14 protein-coding genes are annotated in these 20,523 nt (G+C 31.7%); 7 read left to right on the top strand and 7 right to left on the bottom strand.

Annotated elements, in window-relative coordinates; translation table 11 throughout:
• Positions 1 to 12: 12 nt before the first annotated feature.
• Both QVZ41_RS10875 and QVZ41_RS10870 read right to left on the bottom strand, forming a co-directional pair.
• On the bottom strand, positions 13 to 999 hold the full coding sequence (locus QVZ41_RS10875) for a glycoside hydrolase family 43 protein (RefSeq protein WP_302884604.1): 987 nt from the start codon (positions 997 to 999) through the stop codon (positions 13 to 15).
• An 84-nt stretch (positions 1,000 to 1,083) separates the two neighbouring features.
• Positions 1,084 to 2,595 (bottom strand): alpha-N-arabinofuranosidase, encoded by a 1,512-nt coding sequence (locus tag QVZ41_RS10870; RefSeq protein WP_302884603.1) that lies wholly within the window; start codon positions 2,593 to 2,595, stop codon positions 1,084 to 1,086.
• A gap of 358 nt (positions 2,596 to 2,953) precedes the next feature.
• Here QVZ41_RS10870 and QVZ41_RS10865 point away from each other — a divergent pair, with 358 nt between their 5' ends.
• Positions 2,954 to 3,643 carry an NUDIX hydrolase gene (locus tag QVZ41_RS10865; protein WP_302884602.1) on the top strand — a complete coding sequence of 230 codons (690 nt, stop codon included), beginning with the start codon at positions 2,954 to 2,956 and terminating at the stop codon, positions 3,641 to 3,643.
• Between the two features lie 31 nt (positions 3,644 to 3,674).
• On the opposite strand, the gene fsa is transcribed toward QVZ41_RS10865, so the two are convergent.
• Positions 3,675 to 4,328, bottom strand: coding sequence for a fructose-6-phosphate aldolase (fsa, locus tag QVZ41_RS10860; protein ID WP_302884601.1), 654 nt, complete (start codon positions 4,326 to 4,328; stop codon positions 3,675 to 3,677).
• 296 nt (positions 4,329 to 4,624) lie between these two features.
• Here fsa and QVZ41_RS10855 point away from each other — a divergent pair, with 296 nt between their 5' ends.
• Complete coding sequence (locus tag QVZ41_RS10855) at positions 4,625 to 5,749, top strand: PQQ-dependent sugar dehydrogenase (protein ID WP_302884600.1); 1,125 nt, start codon at positions 4,625 to 4,627, stop codon at positions 5,747 to 5,749.
• Between the two features lie 4 nt (positions 5,750 to 5,753).
• Positions 5,754 to 6,164 carry a c-type cytochrome gene (locus QVZ41_RS10850; RefSeq protein WP_302884599.1) on the top strand — a complete coding sequence of 137 codons (411 nt, stop codon included), beginning with the start codon at positions 5,754 to 5,756 and terminating at the stop codon, positions 6,162 to 6,164.
• A 50-nt stretch (positions 6,165 to 6,214) separates the two neighbouring features.
• Here the strand turns inward: QVZ41_RS10850 and QVZ41_RS10845 are convergent, their stop codons facing one another.
• The 4 genes from QVZ41_RS10845 to QVZ41_RS10830 all read right to left on the bottom strand — a co-directional run bounded on the left by QVZ41_RS10845 (position 6,215) and on the right by QVZ41_RS10830 (position 14,593).
• Positions 6,215 to 8,047, bottom strand: a complete 1,833-nt coding sequence (locus QVZ41_RS10845; RefSeq protein ID WP_302884598.1) for a BNR-4 repeat-containing protein — start codon at positions 8,045 to 8,047, stop codon at positions 6,215 to 6,217.
• A gap of 115 nt (positions 8,048 to 8,162) precedes the next feature.
• On the bottom strand, positions 8,163 to 9,284 hold the full coding sequence (locus tag QVZ41_RS10840; RefSeq protein ID WP_302884597.1) for a glycoside hydrolase family 88/105 protein: 1,122 nt from the start codon (positions 9,282 to 9,284) through the stop codon (positions 8,163 to 8,165).
• A 71-nt stretch (positions 9,285 to 9,355) separates the two neighbouring features.
• A complete protein-coding gene (locus QVZ41_RS10835) occupies positions 9,356 to 11,350 on the bottom strand; it encodes a RagB/SusD family nutrient uptake outer membrane protein (protein WP_302884596.1) in 1,995 nt (664 codons plus the stop codon).
• Positions 11,351 to 11,362: 12 nt separating this feature from the next.
• Positions 11,363 to 14,593: a SusC/RagA family TonB-linked outer membrane protein gene (locus QVZ41_RS10830; RefSeq protein WP_302884595.1), complete on the bottom strand. Its 3,231-nt coding sequence runs from the start codon at positions 14,591 to 14,593 to the stop codon at positions 11,363 to 11,365.
• A gap of 206 nt (positions 14,594 to 14,799) precedes the next feature.
• On the opposite strand from QVZ41_RS10830, the gene QVZ41_RS10825 reads away from it, so the two are divergent.
• From QVZ41_RS10825 to QVZ41_RS10810, 4 genes are all read left to right on the top strand, one after another.
• Complete coding sequence (locus QVZ41_RS10825; protein ID WP_302884594.1) at positions 14,800 to 18,861, top strand: hybrid sensor histidine kinase/response regulator transcription factor; 4,062 nt, start codon at positions 14,800 to 14,802, stop codon at positions 18,859 to 18,861.
• A gap of 108 nt (positions 18,862 to 18,969) precedes the next feature.
• A complete protein-coding gene (locus QVZ41_RS10820; protein ID WP_302884593.1) occupies positions 18,970 to 19,113 on the top strand; it encodes a hypothetical protein in 144 nt (47 codons plus the stop codon).
• A gap of 35 nt (positions 19,114 to 19,148) precedes the next feature.
• Entirely contained in the window at positions 19,149 to 19,970 is an 822-nt protein-coding gene (locus tag QVZ41_RS10815; RefSeq protein WP_302884591.1) for a hypothetical protein, read from the top strand.
• Between the two features lie 245 nt (positions 19,971 to 20,215).
• Entirely contained in the window at positions 20,216 to 20,428 is a 213-nt protein-coding gene (locus QVZ41_RS10810) for a hypothetical protein (protein ID WP_302884590.1), read from the top strand.
• Positions 20,429 to 20,523: the final 95 nt, after the last annotated feature.

Below are 20,523 nucleotides of genomic sequence, written 5' to 3'. Positions count from 1 at the left end.
TTTTTCTTGTTTTTACTCTTGAATTCCTTCTGAAGTCATAATCACGCGTTTCATAGTTCCATCAGGATTATAGTACAATCTATCTACACAAACAGAACGTCTAAAACTTCCTCCATGTGTTGGAATACTCCCATTATGATAAATAAAATAATCTTTCCCTTTAAATTCAATAATTGCTTGATGATTGGTATTGCTATTTCCTGCAACTTCATTTAAAATTCCTTTGAACTCCCATGGTCCTGTTACAGATTTACTCATGGCATAAGCTATTTTTTCTGGGAATTGATATGCATAAGATAAATAGTACCAATCTCCTTTTTTATGAATCCAAGGAGCTTCTGTGTAATTTGGCAGTTCAACCGTTTCAATTGGCCCATCAAACTCCAACATATTCTCCTTTAATTTCACATAATGACAAACGGTGTTTCCCCAATATAAATATGCTTGTCCATCATCATCAATCCAAACTGTTGGATCTATATCATCCCAACTAATCTTAGTTTCAGTAGTCATATCATTGGTAATTAATGCTCTTCCCAAAGCATCTTTAAAAGGCCCTAAAGGATGATCTGCAATTGCAACTCCAATGGCTTTTCCGTGAATACTTCCGTGTTCTACTGTTACATACCAATAAAATTTACCATTACGTTCTATGACTTGCGATGCCCATGCACTACCCGATGCCCAACTAAAATCTGTAGGCTTTAATGGTACTGGATGTTCTTCCCAATTTACCATATCTGATGATGAATAAGCTAGCCATTCATGCATTCTATATCCTTCTACATTATCTGGTGCTTGATCATGACCTGCATATAAATACACTTTATCATTATAAACCAAAGCAGCAGCATCAGCTGTATACTTATCTGTAATAATAGGATTGTTAAGTTTTAAAGGTATTTGAACTTTTTCTGCTTCAACAACGTTATTATTTTTAATTGTATTACAAGATATCATTAAGAATATCACTGATGAGATTAATATAGAATTTTTCATAAAAGCTATTATTTAAAGTCTAAAACAAAAAAACATCAATAAAGATTAATCTTTATTGATGTTTTTTGATGTTTTTTATATGAATTAGTTTCCTTCTAAAACGATTACTGAAAAAGCCGGAATTGTTACTTTTAATATTCTTTTTTTTACTTTAAACTTTTTAAAGTTTTGTGGCTCAATTTTATCAGGCTCATCAAAACTGTTATAATCTCTTAAGTTTTTTGAAGTCAAAATAGTTCCTGAAACATTTTTAAGTCCAAGCTTTGTAATATCGATTTCTACTTCATTATCTTTTGTAGGGTCTATATTTACTAATGAAATATGAACTGACCCTTTGCTATCTTTTGATGCCGATACAGAAACTGCTGGTAATGACTTTCCTTCAAAAGTGTATTTAGGAGATTCAAAAGCCAATGGTAATAACTTTGCATCCTGATGAACCTTATACATATTCATTACATGATATGTTGGCGTTAAAATCATTTTAGCTTTATCTGTAAGAATAACGGCTTGTAAAACATTTACTGCTTGAGCCAAATTAGCCATACGAACTCTATCTGCATGATTGTTAAAAATATTTAATGTAGCTCCTGCCAAAAGTGCATCTCTCATTGTATTTTGTTGATATAAAAACCCTGGATTTGTACCTTTTTCAACTTCATACCATCCTCCCCATTCATCAACAATTAAATCAATTTTCTTTTTAGGATCATATTTGTCCATAATAGCAGAATGCTTCGTTACCAATTCTTCCATCTTTAATGCCTCTTCCATGGTTCTGAAGTACTGAGCATCCGTAAAAGTTACCGCATCTCCTTTTTTACCCCAATTGATTACTGAGTAATGATGTAAAGCCACACCACCTAACAAATTTTTCGGAATATTTTTCATTAACGTTTCTGTCCAATGGTAATCATCACTACTTGCTCCGGAAGCAATACGTAATAATCCTCCTGTATTTTCCCAATCAGAAATAAATGTTGCGTATTTACGGTACTCATTTGCATAGTACTCAGCAGTCATGTTACCACCACATCCCCATGCTTCGTTACCAATACCCCAAAACTTTACTTTCCAAGGCTCTTTTCTTCCATTTTCTTCACGTAATTTACTCATAGGGCTAATTCCTCCAAAATTGGTATATTGAACCCAATCTGCTAATTCTTGCACAGTACCACTTCCTACATTTCCTGATAAATATGGCTCTGTTCCTAACAATTCACACATATTTAAAAAGTCATGAGTACCAAAACTATTATCTTCTGTAACTCCTCCCCACCAAGTATTTACAATAGTAGGTCTATCTTTTTTAGGACCAATTCCATCTTTCCAGTGATAGGTATCTGCAAAACAACCTCCAGGCCAACGTAAGTTAGGAATTTGTAATTCTTTAAGTGCCTCAACAATATCATTACGAACACCATTTGTATTTGCTATGGAAGAAGAATCACCTACATAAAATCCATCATAAATACATCTTCCTAAATGTTCAGCAAAATGACCGTAAATATGTTTGCTAATTACTGGAGCTTTTTCATCAACATTAAGTGTTATTTCTGTAATATTTTCCTGTGAAAAACTACTTGCTGTTGTCATAAAAATTACAACAAAATTTAATAAAAGTGACTTGCCTCTAAACATCATTATTGGTTTATTTATAGTTTGATTTTATATTTCTACTTCCTAATTTTCTTTTTTATAGCGATAAAACTTATCTAAAAAATGTAATGGCTAACTCCAAAATTGACATAACCTATTTCATCATCACTAATTTACAGAAATGCTAAAATTGATTTTGAAGCCTGTTATAAATGTCAATGCGACACTTGTAAAATAATAACAAATAATTAATATAAACAAACATTTACTAATTAAATGTACCTAACACACTTACAAGACTATTGAAACAAACTTCCCATTAAAAAACTTATATTTGCATAAAATTAATTAAAACATGTATACTGGTTATAATCTTGATGATAGGGTTTTTCTTGCTGTAGATTGTATTATTTTTGGATTTGATGATGAAGATTTAAAAGTACTTTTAATCAAAAGAGATTTTGAACCTGAAAGAGGAAAATGGTCTTTGATGGGAGGGTTTTTAAAATCTAATGAAACCTTAGACAATGCTGCTGATAGAATTTTACATAGGCTAACAGGAATGCATGATATTTACCAGGAACAACTTTACTCTTTTAGTGATTTAGATCGTGATCCTGTAGCCAGAACTATTTCCACTTCTTATTATGCTATTATTAATATTGAAAAACACAATCAAGAGTTAACACAACAATACAATGCACAGTGGTTTAGCCTTTCTGAAATTCCTGATTTAATTTTTGATCATAATGAAATGGTTAAAAAAGCAATTAGAAGATTAAGAAGAAGAACCTCTATAACCCCCATTGGTTTTGAACTTTTACCTGAAAAGTTTACCATGAGACAATTGCAAAAATTGTATGAAGCTATTTTAGATAAAAAATTAGATAAAAGAAATTTTATCAACAAAATTAATTCCATGGATATTTTAATCAAACTAAACGAAAAAGACATGACTTCTTCTACTAAAGGATCATTCCTATATCAGTTTGATCAAGAAAAATACGACAAAAAGAAAGGGGATAATTTTTATTTAAAATTATAACCCCCTTTTCCTTTATATTATTTTATTTCTACTAATTTCCTTTTTGGTAATCCGCTAAGAATTGAGCCAATCCGCTATCTGTTAAAGGATGTTTTAACAATCCGGTAATTGATGATAATGGTCCTGTCATGACATCACTTCCAATCTTTGCACAGTTAATTACATGCATCGTATTACGTACTGATGCTGATAAAATTTGTGTTTCAAAACCGTAGTTATCGTATACGTGTCTAATTTCTTCAATTAAATGTAATCCATCTGTAGAAATATCATCCAAACGTCCTAAGAAAGGAGATACATAAGTAGCTCCTGCTTTTGCGGCTAAAAGTGCCTGACCTACAGAGAAAACCAACGTTACATTTGTTTTTATTCCTTTGTCCGAAAAATATTTACAAGCCTTTACTCCCGCTGCAATCATAGGTAGTTTTACAACAATTTGTGGATTTAAAGCCGCTAAAACCTCTCCTTCTTTAATCATTCCTTCAAAATCTGTAGCAATCACTTCTGCAGATACATCTCCATCAACAGCATCGCAAATATCACGATAGTGTTGTAAAATTTTGTCTGCTCCCGTAATACCTTCTTTAGCCATTAAAGATGGATTTGTCGTTACTCCATCTAAAACTCCTAAATCTTGAGCTTCTTTAATTTGATCTAAATTTGCTGTGTCAATAAAAAATTTCATTGTCTTATTTATTTAATAATTGTGTTACTTTTTTAAATATGTGCTTCTAATAATTACACCCAAACTAAATTGAAATGTTATATTATTTGATAAATGATTATGACAACACTCGCCAAGTGTACAAAACACACTTGCAAACTTAATGAAATATTTGAATTCAAAGCTAGAAGACATCACTTTTATAATTTACAAACAACATTTATAGAAAAACTTGTTTACAAACACCTTAATAAGAATACTTATCCTTCTTTTTTTAATTAATTTACAAGTATATTTATATCTCTAAACCTCTTTTTATGAAACATTATTTTTCAATAATCATCTTTTTATTTATTGCCTGTATTTCTTGTGCGCAACAAACAGAATCCTCTGTAAAAGTCATTTCTCCTATTGATTTAAATTACACTACAGAAATTGTGGTTCCAGACATCAACATCCCTTGGGGAATGGATTTTTTACCAGATGGAAGTATGTTAATCACCGAAAAATCTGGTGAACTGATTCATTTTAAAAACGGAATAAAAATAAATATTACTGGTGTTCCAGAAGTATATGTAAGGTATCAAGGTGGTTTGATGGATATTAAACTACACCCAAATTATGCTAAAAATGGATGGATTTACATTTCTTATGCATCAACTGAAGGAGAAGAAACTGGCGGGAATACTGCCATTATGAGAGCTCAACTAAAAGACAATGCTTTGGTTCATCAAGAGGTTTTATATAAAGCCAATCCTAATTCTAAAAAAGGACAGCATTTTGGTTCTCGAATTGTATTTGACGATGATAATCATATTTATTTTTCTATTGGGGAACGTGGTGAAAGAGACATCAACCCGCAAGATATTACAAGAGATTGTGGAAAAATATATAGATTAAATGACGATGGAAGCATTCCTAAAGACAATCCTTTTGTAAACACTGAGAATGCAAAAAAAGCAATTTACAGTTACGGACACAGAAATCCACAAGGCCTGATTAAAAACCCTATTACGGGAGCTATTTGGGAACATGAGCACGGGCCACAAGGAGGTGATGAAATTAATATTATTCAAAAAGGAAAAAATTACGGTTGGCCAGTTATTTCTTATGGAATTAATTATAATGGTACTTCATTTACTGACATCACCGAAAAAGAAGGAATGGAACAACCTCTTTTTTATTGGGTTCCTTCTATCGCTCCAAGTGGAATGGCATTTGTAAATTCAACCCAATACCCTGAATGGAACAATAATTTAATGGTTGGATCTTTAAAGTTTCAATATTTAGAACGTTTGGTTTTAGAGAACGACAAAGTAGTAAAACGAGAAAAATTATTTGAGAAAATTGGTCGTGTTAGAAATGTAAAACAAGGGCCTGATGGATTTTTATACATCGCTGTAGAAGGTAAAGGAATTTTAAAAATAATATCTAAAAAATAAAAATATGAAAAAAATATTACCAACCTTATTCGTAGCGATTGGTTTTACGAGTATGATGAACGCACAACAAACAGAAGCACTAAAAAAAAGCATGGTCAGAGGTGCTGAAATATATTCTGATTTTTGTGTAACCTGTCATCAACCTACGGGAGAAGGAGTTCCTAGAGTATATCCTCCATTAGCAAAATCTGATTTTTTAAAAAACAACAGAGAAAAAAGTATCAGAGCTATTAAATACGGATTAAATGGTTTAATTACTGTTAACGGTATAAAATACAATAGTAACATGACTCCAATGGGGTTGAGTGATGATGAAGTTGCCGATGTGATGAATTATATTACTAACACTTGGGGAAATAAAAACGAAAAAATAGTAACTGAAGATGAGGTTGCTAAAATTAAAAAAGAAGAATAAAAAAAGGGATGATTGCTAATCATCCCTTTTTTTATTTAAATTCATTAATTCTAAAAGTTTTTAATCTCATCTTGAGACAAAGCTCTTTTATAAACTTTTACGCCTGAAATGGTTCCTTTAAAATCATCAAAACTAAGGTCTTTTATTTTTAGTTTTTTTACCTCAATTACCTGATCAATTAATCCGTTTATGTAACTTGTTAACTTTCCATTATTGTAAGTGACTACAAGTTTTAATTCACCATATTTAGAAGGTGTATACCATTGTCCAGAAGTACTTCTATTTTTTTGTTGCCAAGTATCCGAAGAACCAAATACGTTTTCACTTACCTTTTTATCTTCATCAATTAAAAAATATGGTTTGGGTAAATCTCTCTCTGTAACTGCAAAACTAAAAGCATTGGTTTTAAAAATCTCACCAGAATAAGCTTCTTTATTCATGTTTATCTCTAAAGCAATGGTGAATGATTTTAATTTTTTAAACTTTAGTTTTTTGGCTGTTTCTGAAGTTTTAATCAATCCTTTATCTAAATCTAACTTCTGTGAAGGAACTTCCATAAAAGTTCTAATAGCGGTAGGATATCCTTGAGGTCTGGTTTTACTCACCATCCAATCATAATAATCCCCATACATCCAAACCAATTGCAAATCCTTTTGTTGATTATCAATGGCAAAAGGTCTAGAATTATTTTTTTCAGAATTAAAAGTAAGCTGTTCTTTTGATGCAATACTTCCTTCTTTTGAAACTGTATATTTCATCAATTCATATTTCTTTCCAAATTTTCCTTCTATAGGTTCTGATGCATAAATAACAAAAGGATTAGATTTATCAATAGCCATTCCTGCACTGTAACATTTTTCTATATTGGGTGATTGATGAAAATGACCTGCTGCATTGGTTAAAAAAGTTTGCTGCCATGCGGTTCCATTCCAACGACTGTGAAAATAATCATGAGAGGTTTTGTTTTTGTTAATTCGAACAGTAGCAATAATAGGATAACCTTGCTCATCCATAGAAACTTCCCAAAGCCAATTTCTATTTTTAGTATCATCTACAATTGTTAAAGGATATTCTTTTTGATACTCTTCTGATAAATCCACAGAAAAAGCCCCCTCTTCTACCTTTGACAAATAAGTATCTTTAATATCATTTAAACTTTTGGTATTCACATCAAAATAATTAAAATAGATGTAATTCACCTCGCCATTATCAGGGTGATTGGTGGTATAGGCTACATAAATTTTATCTTTTCCATTGCTTATATATTTAGCATAAGGACGAACGCCTCCTTTACCATTTAATGATTTTATCATTTGGTAAGGACCCCAATCAAATTGAACGTTATCTTCTTTGTCAGGAATGGTTAAACGAGCAATAGTTGGATGCCAATTGATTCCTCTCCAACACAAATAAATATGCTCTGGATCATCCGATAAAATAAATGGAGATGGATAAGTAGTGTTATTCTTTGTTTCTAACCTAAATTCTTTTCCTAAACTTGTAATATCTCCTGGCTTTTTAGAAACTCTATAATAAAAACAAGACTCATCTGTATGACGAGAATAAAATACCATTACACGTTCATCGGGCAAAACTAAAAAAGTTGGATTGTTATGATCGTCTGGTTGAAAGTAAGATCTAATCAGCACCTCCTTAGTAGTATGGGTTAAATGATTGATTTGGGTAGCTTTTATACTTCCATGCACATCAATATAACCAACATACGTAGCATCAATGGTTCCGCTATTGTTTTTGTAAGAAATAGCTCTAGGATCTGCAAACCAACACCAAGCTCCTTCTTCAGTGATTGTTTTTGGAGTTTTTTGACTATACCCTTGAACCCCAAAAAGAATTGTGAAAACAATTGTAAAAATATTTTTCATGATTTCATTTTTATTTCATGTGATATATAAAACAAACTGAATAATTTCTCATATTACAATTTTATATTGATTTTCTCTGTTAAAAAGAGAATAAGATTAATCATAGTTTATAAAATTATTTTCTTAAATATCTAAGACGCTCTGAAGCTGCGAGTAAAAATGCTCCTACTCCAAAATCAGCTGTGGATTTTACATCTACTACTTGACCAGGAATTGCTCGTTCTCCTATAGGTTGAACATACCCTACACTACCATTTTTCTGTACTGCTATATTTTCTAAATAATCCCATCCTTTTTCCACTACTTCACCATATTCAGATTCATCTATCACACCATTATTAATTCCCCACATAAAAGCATATGTAAAAAAAGCCGTACCACTAGTTTCTCGCCCAGGAGCATGTTGCGGATCTAACATACTTCTCGTCCAATACCCTTCTTCTTGTTGGCACAATTTTAACGCAGCTGCCATTTTTTTATAATGATTAATATATTCAGTTCTATGCTTATTCTCTTTTGGTAAATCATTTAACACTCTACAAAAAGCTGCAAACACCCAACCATCTCCACGAGCCCAGAAATCTTTCTTTCCATTGATCGATTTATGTTTTGGATAGACATATTTTGCATCCCTGTAATACAAACCAGCCTCTTCATCCCACATAATACTGTTTGCATAAGACCAATACTCATATAACTTTTCCAAATACAATTCATTACCTGTAATCTTATATAGGCGAGTCATTACCGGCATTACCATATACAAACCATCAGACCACCACCAATAATCGTTTCTATCTGTACTCATTTGATACTCCATTACCTCGATAGCTCTAGCTATTTTCTCTGGAGATGGTTCAATTTCATACAAATCCACATATACCTGAAAACATATTTGGTAATCTCCAAATAATACGTAATTTTTGGATTCTCCATAAGAATATTTCCATTCAGATTTATTGTTTGACTTTGCTCCTTTCCATTCATTATTCTTTGCCCACTCTAGACTATATATTAAAAACTTATCATCCTTTGTCACTTTATAAGCTTCGATATTACCTGTATGATATGCTGCTCTATTCCAAAAAGCATTTCCATGTTTTGTATGCGTATCAATCCAATGAATATTTACCTTTTGAATTAATTCAACAACTTCTTTTTCTTTATGAGTTTTACTTATTGATTTACAGGATACTAATATCAACAATAATTGAAAGATCAACAATAATTTCTTCATGATTTGAAAATTTAAAAAAGTAGACTTTAACAAACTTAAAGTCTACTTTTTTTTTACTAACTACTATCTATTTATTCAATAACATCTTCATCTGCAACTGCGTCCTCCCAATTATCCCAAACTTTTACATTCGGATCATAACCATCATAACCAAAATTCTGACTTAGCTGACCTTTTGTATTAGCTGTTATTGCGCTATTTGGTATTGGCCAATAAACATTACGTTTATCCATTGAATATAATAATGTATTGTTTGGAACAACAACTCCATTAGGGTGTTTATTATATAAAGTGTAGTGAACAATACGTTGATACCAGTAGCTTCCTCCTACTTCATCCGTTCCTGCTTGTTTATCCCAAGTATTAACATCATAAGTGTTTCCCCATTCATCAGGCTTACCACTCATTGCTAAACAATGTGAAATACGAGTAAGTTCAACATTTCTCCACTCTTCTAAATATAACTCTCTACCTCTTTCTGCACAAATATCACCAATTGTTACAGTTCCATACATTTCTGAAGCACCTGCTCTTTGTCTTATTGTATTAACATCTTGAGTCGCTCCACCAATATTTCCTTGATAAAAACGAGCTTCTGCTCGTAGTAAATATGTCTCTGCTAATCTGTATAAGTACCAATGTGCTGTACTTCCCGTAGAGGCCCCTTGGAAATCATTTGCGTTAGCATTACCTTCACTTACAACATCGTGTAAATATATTTTATACAAAGGAAAATCAAACCAATCACGAATACTATCCTTAACTAATAAATTACCAATATCATTATACATTCTAAAATTGGTATCATAATCTACTGAAGTTGGATCACTATATTTTAAATCTTCCATATTAACCCAATTTCCTACAGTACTGTTATGTCTTAAATCATCATTATCCTCTACCCCATTAACATTCCACATAGTCTCTTGCGAATAGTAAGAGGCACTAATAGTAGCTATACCACGTCCAAATGCTCTTGTGTAATCATAATTTACGTTATAATTTGAATTATTTGAAGCGTAACGATTCGCTCCTCTTTTACCGTCTGTTGGAGTAGTAATATTACCTGAGTTCCAAAACGGACCAAAAATACGCATCGAGTTAAAACCTACGAAGGACTGAGCTCCTGAGTTTGGCAAAACCATGATGGCTTCTGTATTTGCAGACACAACTTTATTTTCTGGTGTATGTAAATCCCAAATTACATTTCTTGTAATAGGCCAAGTTTGTTCATTACCTCCTTTATCAAATGTTCCAAAAGAAGACTGCACTAAACTTAAACCAGATTGTTCTATTAAAATATCGGCCTGATCTTCAGCATCTTTAAATCTTCCAGATGCTAAATAACATTTTATTAATAACTGACGACAAGCGGCTTTATTAACTAACCCAAGATAAGGTAACTCAGACTGAGCAGGAACCCAATCTACTGCCTTTTCCATATCTGCAGTAATCATCTCTATAATAGCTTCTTTTTGAGTTGATTTATAATTCTGCTTCGGAACCTCTAATATTTTAGTAATCAACGGTATATCACCATACTGGTATACTAAATTAAGATACCTATATGCTCTATGAAAATAAGCTTGTCCCTTGTATTTATTCTTAACTTCCTCTGTTAAACCTTGTACTTGGTCAATATAAGTTAAAACAGTATTTGCATACTTTATTCCAGTATATCCTTGATCCCAATAAAATCCAAGATATATACCGTCATTGGTACCTATGTTAAAACTTCCTGTAGGGGTTACAATATTAGCATAATCTGCTGAAGTTCTACCTGCATCAGTTTTACCATATTTTGCCATATCTGAAAACACATATTCTGTCCCTATAGGCACACTATTAGAAGCAAAACTGTAATGAATCCAAAAATGTCTTAGAGCTCTGTCTGCAATAGCAATAGTTGCCTGTAAACCAGACTCTGTTGTAAATGTAGTTTCAGGTTCATAAAATGAAAGTGGATCAGGCTCTAAAAAATCTTCAGAACATGATATCAAACTTATTACACTTACTGAAATAAGTGCTAGTTTAGAAATTTTATTTTTTAAATATCTTTTTTTCATTGTTTTGTGATTTTAAAGGGTTATGTTAATTCCTAAATTAAACGTGCGGGTAGCTAAGCCTCCTGTTTCAGGGTCTCCAAAATACTTCCAATCTGCTGCCCATGTAGCCACATTACGAACCGAGGCAGAAACCTTTAATTTCTGAATATTCCAACGATTTGAAATAACTCTTGGTAATGTATAAGCCAATGCAATGTTGTCTAACCTAATAAAAGTTCTATTGTATAACTTACTTGCACTTGCACCAGCAGGAATAACAGCATCAAGCCTAGCCCAGTCATTTGTTGGATTATCAACTGTCCAATATGGGTTTACAAAAGCATTATAATTATTAGTATACAAACTACCTCCGTTAAATCTATTTAAATAGTTTCCGTTTAAAGATTTATGTCCCATATAAGAGTACATATTAATAGAAGCATCCCAATTTTTAAAGAAAGTAAACTCATTACGTAATGACCAGTTAACTGGTGGAGCCGTTTGTCCTAAAAACTTTTTATCATTATCATTGTACACAGGAGTACCATCCTCTTTATCATCTTCTGTATAGTGATTTGCCACTTTTGGATCTCCTGGTCGTTGTCCGTATTTTTCTGCTTCCTCCCATTCATCTTTCTGCCAAATACCTATAACTTCATAATCCCATATAGCAGAAATTGGTTGTCCAATAAACCATCCATTACTTATATCATCACGTTCTTTTTTTCCAATTACATTTCCATTAGTATCTAAGATATCTTCCATATCTCCGTATAGCGCATTAATTTTATTGTTGTTATAAGTTAAAGCAAAATTTGTACGCCACTCAAAGTTTTCTTTTTGTATATTAATTGAATTAATGCTTAATTCAAAACCTTGATTTTGTACCTCCCCTAAGTTTGTAGTTATTGATCCAAACCCTGAAAAACTAGGTAAACGCTGCCCCATAATCATATCATTGGTTATAGAATTATAAACATCTATAGATCCCGAAATACGATTATTTAAAAATCCATAGTCAAAACCAATATTTGTTGAGACTGTTTTCTCCCATTGCAAGTTAGGATTAGCCATTCTTTCTATACCTAAATATTTAACATCTACGACATCTCCTGATGCGTCAATATATCCCATAGTAGCACCTGTACCAGAACCTAAATTAGCTAAGGAAACATAAGGATCTGCTAAGGATCTGTTTCCATTCTTTCCCCATGAAACTCTAAGTTTAGCTCTATTCATTACATCCCATTTAAACCAATTCTCCTCATTAATGTTCCATCCCAAAGCTATTGAAGGAAATGTAGCATAAGGATTAGAAGCTCCAAAAGCAGAATAACCATCTCTACGTAAAGTTCCTGTCAACATATAACGGTCGTCGTAAGAATAAAAAAGTCTTCCCATTAAACCATCAGCTGTTTGATGTGTGTCAGTAGTTGAGAAAGAACTATTATCTAGTGTAGCATTAGAAGTATTATGAAAGCCTAAAGCATCCGATGGCTGAATATTTCTTGCATTTATAACATCACTCCATGAACGACGTTCTTCTGCTTCTTGAACAAAAGTAGCAACTACATGATGTTTCTTATTAAAAGTGTAATCCCAGGTAACTGTATTATTCAAGTTCCAATCAAATCTTTTTCCATTAGCTCTATTAACACCAACATCTGCAGCATTCCAACCCTCATGAACTGATGATTGAAAATATCTATCATAAAAATGTTGATAGCGTGGAGAAGCATTGAAAGAATATGTAATACCAAAAGGTAAACTAACTTTTGTGTTGAAAATTGTATTTAATACTGAATATCCTTTTTCCAGCTCAATAAACTGACGATCATAGTAATAATTATACCCCCCTATTTCAGCTCCCATAGGCTGTCTAACATATTCTCCATTTTCATTAGTAAAATTAGCGTAAGGACTATTTCTCAACATATTGGCATCCCAGTAATTAGTACCCGTTCCAACTCTAATATCACCATCTGTACGATCTTGAAAATTAACATTAACTCCAAATTCTAACCAATTAGTAATATTAGCATTAACATTCACTTTAGCACGAACTGTACTGTAATCATTACCTTTTATGGCACCTTCAGCAGATAGATACCCTAAGGACATATAATAATTAACCTTATCACCTGCTCCAGAAACACTTACATTATTATCTCTATTAATCCCTGTTCTAAAAGTACTATCATACCAATCATGTGTTTTACCTGTCATAAAATTATCTAAAATAACACCTTCTCGCAACCCTAGTCTTCTTCCCCAAATTTCTCTTAGATCTCTACCGTCTGTTTCTACAGCCGGCTGATAAGCAAGCCATTCCTCTTGAGTTATTCCATATTGACTTAAATTATTAGGATTTGAAAAATATCCTATCTGACCCGCACGGTCTGATGCTGCATAAGCCTCGTAATTGCCAGTTGTAGCATTATAGCCATATGTTTTTGTTGTTTCCCAATCTTCACGATATTTTAAATATCCATCGGTATCGTATAGATCTCTATAAGCACTTTTGGTATTTATAGCTATATTAGAATTCACATTAATTACTGGTTTTCCTTTTTTTCCTTTTTTAGATGTAATAATTATTACACCAGCAGAGGCTTTAGAACCATATACTGCAGTTGCAGATGCATCTTTTAGAACATCTATCTGCCCTATGTCATCTGGATTTATTTCAGAGAGTTCTCCATAAAACTGCATACCATCTAAAATAATAAGAGGTGAATTGTGTCCCCCCTCATTATAAACTGAAGTTTGCCCACGAACTTGTAAGGATCCTCCTCCTTTAGCATCTGCAGAATATCCTACTTTTAACCCTGGAACTCCACGTAAAACATCTTGTACTGTCTGTGGATTCTCATTAGCCAATTTATCTGGTTTTATTTGAACTACTGCTCCTGTTAAATCTTTTTTACGCATTGAACCATACCCCACAATAACCACCTCTTCAAGATTTACATTTTCACTTTTTAAAGCTACATCTATCTGTTTTTCATTAGCAATATTAATTTCTTGAGTAGTCATTCCTACATAAGTAAAAACTAGGACAGCCCCATTAGATAAATTACTTATTGTATAATTTCCATCAAAATCTGTCATTACTCCGTTTGATGTTCCTTTTACCAATACAGTGGCTCCTGGTAAAGGCATGTTATCGGATGCTGATGTTACTTTACCAGAAACCGATATTTGGGCTTGTGCAAAAATACACAAGGGCAGAAACATTAATAATAATAAAAGTCTCCTTTTCATGTTTTTAAAGTTTAAATGATTAATTAGTTTTCCAACCACTTATAATAATAAATAACAAAATAACAGTTATCTTAATATTTTTTTAACACTATTATTTATTATCAAACAACCATAAATGGTTTTGTAAAAATACTCGCATCCACTAAAACAAATGGTACACAAATCATTCAAATACCAATACTATATCAAGCAAACCGATCTTAATCATGTATATTATTAAAAAAAATGATAATTTTGAAACCATGAAAAAAAGCTATTTAATCTTCGCCTTTTCATTCATCTTTGTCCACTTTAGCTTTTCACAATCTTACACCATAGATCAATTAAATATGGCAGATGGGTTATCTAATGATTATGTGGTTGCGATTGAAGGAGACAAAGAAGGATATATTTGGTTTGCCACTGAGGAAGGACTTAACAGATATGATGGTAGTAATGTAGTAACTTTTCACAAAAACCAAAATGGACAAAACAGTGTTAGTGGGAACGATTTAAACAAAATTGTTGATGACTCAACCGAAAAAATATTATGGATTGCTACCAAAAGAGATGGTCTATGCGCTTATAATTATGCTACTAATACATTTACTACCTATAAACAAAACAATGGACAAAACACAATAATATCTAATGCTGTTACAGATATAGAAACCTCTCTTAATGGTAATTTATGGCTAGCAACCTATAATAGCGGAGTAGATTATTTTGATAAAAGTAACCACCAATTTACACATTATAATAAGCAAACAATTAAAAGTCTTGTTAGTAATTATGCTTGGAGTGTTGTAGATGATGGCAATAATAATTTATACATTGGTCATAAAGATGCTGGCTTATCAATCATTAATTTAAAAACCAAACAATCTCAAAATTATCAACATAAGCCAAACGACAAAAACACAATTCCTAGTAATGATGTAAGATGTGTTTACAAAGATAAGTCAGGAGGTATTTGGGTAGGTACTTCCAAAGGTCTTGCTTTGTTTAATCCTATTACTAAAAAGTTTACCAATTTTGGAAAAGATGGAGGACCACTTTCAATGTGGATTACTGATATTGCTCATTTTAAAGACGATCATTTATGGGTCTCTACTAGATTTGATGGTATCGTAAAAATCAATCTATCTCAATTATTTTTGACTTCAATTACAGATCTTGAAATAACCAAAATAGGTCATCAATCTTTTAATGACAGATTATCATCTTTAAATACTCGTTGTTTATATCAAGATAAATTTAATAATGTTTGGACAGGAACATGGGGAGGTGGTGCTAATTTTTTATCGAAAAAACAACAACTATTTAACAACTTAAATATTTCAAAAAAAGACACTAAAGAAAGCTCAATAGCTAATTCTATTTTATCTATTTCTCAAGACAAAGATGAAACACTTTGGATTGGTACATATGGAGCAGGTGTCTATAAGCTAAAAAACAATAAAATAAAACGTTTCACATTACATAACAACTCTCTAAATCTAAATACTGTACAAGCTATCCATACTGATAAACACAATAATTTATGGTTTGGTGTGATGCATGGTGGTGTTATTTATTACAACAAAAAAAATAACAAAGCCAAACAAATTCTACCTAATATATATAAAAACAGTGATATCACCGCTATTTGTGAGACTTCAGAAGGAATAATAATGGTCGGTACTAATGACAATGGTGTTTTTCTATTTGATGCGAATACCTCTCGATTTATTAAAAAATTAGAAATCAAAGAAGGTCTTATTAGATCCATTGTAATAGATCAATATGATAATATTTTAATAGGAACTTATGGAATAGGAATGAGAGTTTATTCGAAAGAATTTAAATTAATTAAAAGCTACCATACTCAGTCTAATTTTATATCTAATATAATAAACCATATATATAAAGACGCTAAAAATAATATTTGGGTGGCTACAGGAGATGGATTAATTATGTTAAATGATAAATACAATAATAAATATCAAGTGTATGCCAAATCAAAAAACATAAGAGCTATCATTGAAGACGGAAACAATAATATATGGTATAGTAGAAATAAAGGACTTAGCTGTATTACAAGAAACAATACTACTTTTAATTATAGCTATAAAGATAACATAAATCTTAGTAGTTTTTCATCTGCATGTGTTTTAAAAAACAAAATCAATCAACTTTTCTTTGGTTCTTTACATGGTGTTTGCTTTTTTACCCCAGATAAAGTACTAGAAAAAAAAGAGCCTCTCAAACCATTTTTTACTCTTTTAGAAGTTTACGAACCCATAAAAGGTCAGTTTATAGATAAAAAACAAGCGTTTATTTCTGGAAAAAATGAAATCAACCTTAATTATAAACAAAATAATTTTAAAGTTTCTTTTGCCATTAAAAACTATGCTCAAAAAAATAAGGTAGATTATTCTTACATGCTTAAGGGCTTATCAAACTCTTGGTATCCTGTACAAGGAACCAATGAAATTCCTTTTAGAAATGTGGCCTCAGGAAGGTATCAACTATTACTTCGCTCTAGAGTAAGAAACCAAGATTGGAGTAAAAATTACCGTCAATTAAACATCAATGTGCATCCTCCTATTTGGTTATCATGGTGGGCTAAATTACTTTATATTACTATTGTTTTTATCATTTCATTAGGCTTAATGTTTTATAGAGAACGAAAAATAAAAGTAGAATATTTATATAAATCTGAAAAACAGCAGCATCAAAAGGATATTGAATTGAACCTAGAACGTATAAAGTTTTACACCAATATTACTCATGAACTACGCACCCCATTAACGTTAATTTCAGGCCCTATTGAAGATATTTTAAACAGTGCTACTTTGTCTGATAAAGACAAAAAAAGACTTCTGCTTATTCACAAAAATACTGTACGTTTAAAAAATTTGGTAAACCGTTTGTTAGATTTTAGAAAAACCGAAACATCAAATAAAAATCTTGTAATTGTTAAAGCAGATGTGGTTACTACTGTAAAAGAAATTGCAATTCGTTTTAAAGAATTGAATCAAAACCCAAACGTTACAATCTCTATAAAAGCAACTCCACCTGAAATCTACATGCATTTTGATCAGGAAGCTATTAATATGATTATAGACAACCTAATGTCTAATGCTACAAAATACACTCAACAAGGAAGCATTAATATACAGCTAGCCATCGTAGAAAAAAACGATGAAGAATATGTTGAAATAAACGTAAAAGACACTGGTACTGGAATTAGTAAAAATGATTTACCTAAAATATTCGATAGATACTATCAAAAAGAAGGAGAACAACACCATGCTGGAACGGGTATTGGTTTGGCTTTAGTTAAAAATTTAGTCACCTTGCATGAAGGATTTCTAACAGCAAATAGCTCTCTAGGTATTGGAACTTCCATTTCTTTCTTTTTAAAACTAAACAACACTTATCCTAACGCTGCTCATACAACTGATGAAAAATATGAAGAAGATGAAATTCCACAAGAGGAAGTAGAAACTTTTGATGAAGATTACAAAATAGATGATACCGTAGTATTGGTTATTGAAGATAACAAAGATATATGTGAGTATATATACGATGAATTAAACACCACTTATGAAGTGCAGATTGCTAACAATGGAAAACAAGGACTCCACATGGCTTTAGACAACATTCCTGATATTATTATTAGTGATGTTATGATGCCTGAAATGGACGGATTTGAATTGTGTAAAAAGTTAAAAGAAGATATACGAACCTGTCACATTCCAATTATTTTACTCACGGCAAAAGATTCTTCTTTAAGTAAAGAAGAAGGGTATACTTCTGGTGCTGATTCTTACTTAACCAAGCCTTTCAGCTCTAACTTACTAAAAAGCAGATTAAAAAACTTATTAACACAAAGACAAATACTTGCAAAAGCATATAGCAATAGTACAAACCTATTAAATACAATTTCTAACATCAAAGAACAAACAAATGCGCTTAGTGGTTTAGATAAAGATTTTATAGAAAAAGCTACCCGAATAATTACAGATAATATTTCAGAAAAAACAGTAGATGTTCAGTTTTTATCAGATCAAATGTTTATGAGTAATTCTACTCTTTACAGAAAAATGAAAGCCATCACCGATCTTTCTACAACTGAATTTATTCGTAAAATAAAAATGATAGAATCCGAAAAATTGCTTCAAGAAAAAAAATATAATCTAACAGAAATAGCATATAAAGTCGGAATTAACAGTCAGGTATATTTCAGAAAGTGTTTCAAAGAACAGTTTGGATGCACCCCTTCAGAATATCTAAAAAAATAAAAAAGAGTCTGTTTAATTGAATTGTTATCTTAAAATGACTTATTTGTATTGGGTATAAATCACACAGGTCTAGTAGTTTAGTTTTTAAAAATTAATCATAAAACGAAAATGAAAAGAAAATTACTCTTTGTAAAAATTGCTATCGGCTTATTAGCTAGCCAGCTACATGCTCAAACACCTATTTTACAAGAAAAAGAAACACTTCCCTCTCAATTAAAGAACAATCTAACCTTTATAGTGTTAGTGAAGTAGATACTGTTTTAATTCCTTTTACAAGTTCTCAAAACATGTCGCTTGAAGTGAAAGCAACTATTACTTCGGCCACAGGTAGAGGTTTAGATGTAGATTTTAGAAAAGAAGATTTTACAGGCTTTAGAACCTCTGCTAATACTATTGATTTTCAATGGTCTGCCCCATTAACAAGCTCCTATATACTTAATTTTTCTTCTAGTCAGGAACAAACCATTCGTTATGCTATAGAAGGAACTAAAGTTCATATTTACCAAAATGGGACCTATATAGATTCTAAAGATTTAACCTCTATATATAATATTGAAAACGGACAAGAAAAAACCAATCCAGATATCTCTAACCTAACATCAGGACCTAACATTACAGAAAATGCATTTGGAAACCTAAGTACTCAAACTCCTTACGATGCAGGATGGAGTAACAACGGAGCTGGTGCTGTGCCATGGAACACTCCTAATAGTGGAAGTGGAGTAAGATATATCAACTCTCTTAACAACCAACTTACTTATAACGGAAGTACTTATACCGAAAACACTTATTTTATGATGATGCGTTGGGAAAGCGGAGTTACCAACGGATCTGCATATTATTATCCCGTTACCTTAGAAACCAATACCACTTACAACTTAAACTTTTTGCATACCTATTGGGGAAACGGAACTTCAGGCACTTTTAATGTTGCTGTCAGTCAAGAAAATACTTGTCAAAATATTATTGCCGAAACAAACTCTACCTTTGCTACAAACGATAATAAAAAACTGATTTACAAAGCTTATCCTTTACCACTACTACTGCAGGGACCTACTATATTTTATTTAAAAATAACGGAGAAGGTATTTGGTTTACAGGAAACTTAAATCTTAAAAAATTTGAAGCATCTCCAAGAATTATTGTTGGTAAAAATTATACTGATGGTGCTGTAAATATACAAGTAGCATCAATTACTTTTGATAGTTCTGGAGCCTATGCACCAGTAAGCATTAGCAATGCTTCTAAAACTCCTATTAGTATTAAAGATGAAAACTATCAAATAGAGCGTTTTATCAATGCCGATGTAACAATTAGCGGAAACTCTGAAATTCATTTAACTGCTTCTGATGCTTTGAGAAATAGCACTATTAATTTAACCTCTAACAATGCTTGGTTATACCTAGAAAGCATAAAACCTTCTACATTTTTAAACGAAGAAAACGATTTGCTAGACCATGTAAAAATTAATGGAAGTACTTTTAATATACAAACCGATCGTGTAGCTATTTACGGATCTGGTTCTGTGATCATCCCTAACGGAAAACAACAGAACAAAACGCATTAACCATTTATTCCGAAGAAAATTTTGGAGGAGATTCTCAATCTTATGAAATTCACACGTATCATAATGATTTAGGAAATTTTAACAACAACATTAAA

It is taken from the genome of Wenyingzhuangia gilva (genome assembly GCF_030519655.1).
GTDB classification, from domain to species: Bacteria; Bacteroidota; Bacteroidia; order Flavobacteriales; family Flavobacteriaceae; genus Wenyingzhuangia; species Wenyingzhuangia gilva.
Note: the sequence above shows the minus strand (reverse complement) of the source record. Positions and strands in the feature narration are given on the sequence as shown.

Excerpts from the sequence above, each read along its gene's own strand:
- QVZ41_RS10840 (WP_302884597.1), bottom strand. The coding sequence starts at position 9,284 with ATGAAGAAATTATTGTTGATCTTTCAATTATTGTTGATATTAGTATCC.
- QVZ41_RS10825 (WP_302884594.1), top strand. The coding sequence starts at position 14,800 with ATGTATATTATTAAAAAAAATGATAATTTTGAAACCATGAAAAAAAGC.
- QVZ41_RS10815 (WP_302884591.1), top strand. The coding sequence starts at position 19,149 with ATGTCGCTTGAAGTGAAAGCAACTATTACTTCGGCCACAGGTAGAGGT.
- QVZ41_RS10845 (WP_302884598.1), bottom strand. The coding sequence starts at position 8,047 with ATGAAAAATATTTTTACAATTGTTTTCACAATTCTTTTTGGGGTTCAA.
- QVZ41_RS10870 (WP_302884603.1), bottom strand. The coding sequence starts at position 2,595 with ATGACAACAGCAAGTAGTTTTTCACAGGAAAATATTACAGAAATAACA.
- QVZ41_RS10835 (WP_302884596.1), bottom strand. The coding sequence starts at position 11,350 with ATGAAAAAAAGATATTTAAAAAATAAAATTTCTAAACTAGCACTTATT.
- QVZ41_RS10850 (WP_302884599.1), top strand. The coding sequence starts at position 5,754 with ATGAAAAAAATATTACCAACCTTATTCGTAGCGATTGGTTTTACGAGT.
- fsa (WP_302884601.1), bottom strand. The coding sequence starts at position 4,328 with ATGAAATTTTTTATTGACACAGCAAATTTAGATCAAATTAAAGAAGCT.
- QVZ41_RS10830 (WP_302884595.1), bottom strand. The coding sequence starts at position 14,593 with ATGAAAAGGAGACTTTTATTATTATTAATGTTTCTGCCCTTGTGTATT.
- QVZ41_RS10875 (WP_302884604.1), bottom strand. The coding sequence starts at position 999 with ATGAAAAATTCTATATTAATCTCATCAGTGATATTCTTAATGATATCT.
- QVZ41_RS10865 (WP_302884602.1), top strand. The coding sequence starts at position 2,954 with ATGTATACTGGTTATAATCTTGATGATAGGGTTTTTCTTGCTGTAGAT.
- QVZ41_RS10820 (WP_302884593.1), top strand. The coding sequence starts at position 18,970 with ATGAAAAGAAAATTACTCTTTGTAAAAATTGCTATCGGCTTATTAGCT.
- QVZ41_RS10855 (WP_302884600.1), top strand. The coding sequence starts at position 4,625 with ATGAAACATTATTTTTCAATAATCATCTTTTTATTTATTGCCTGTATT.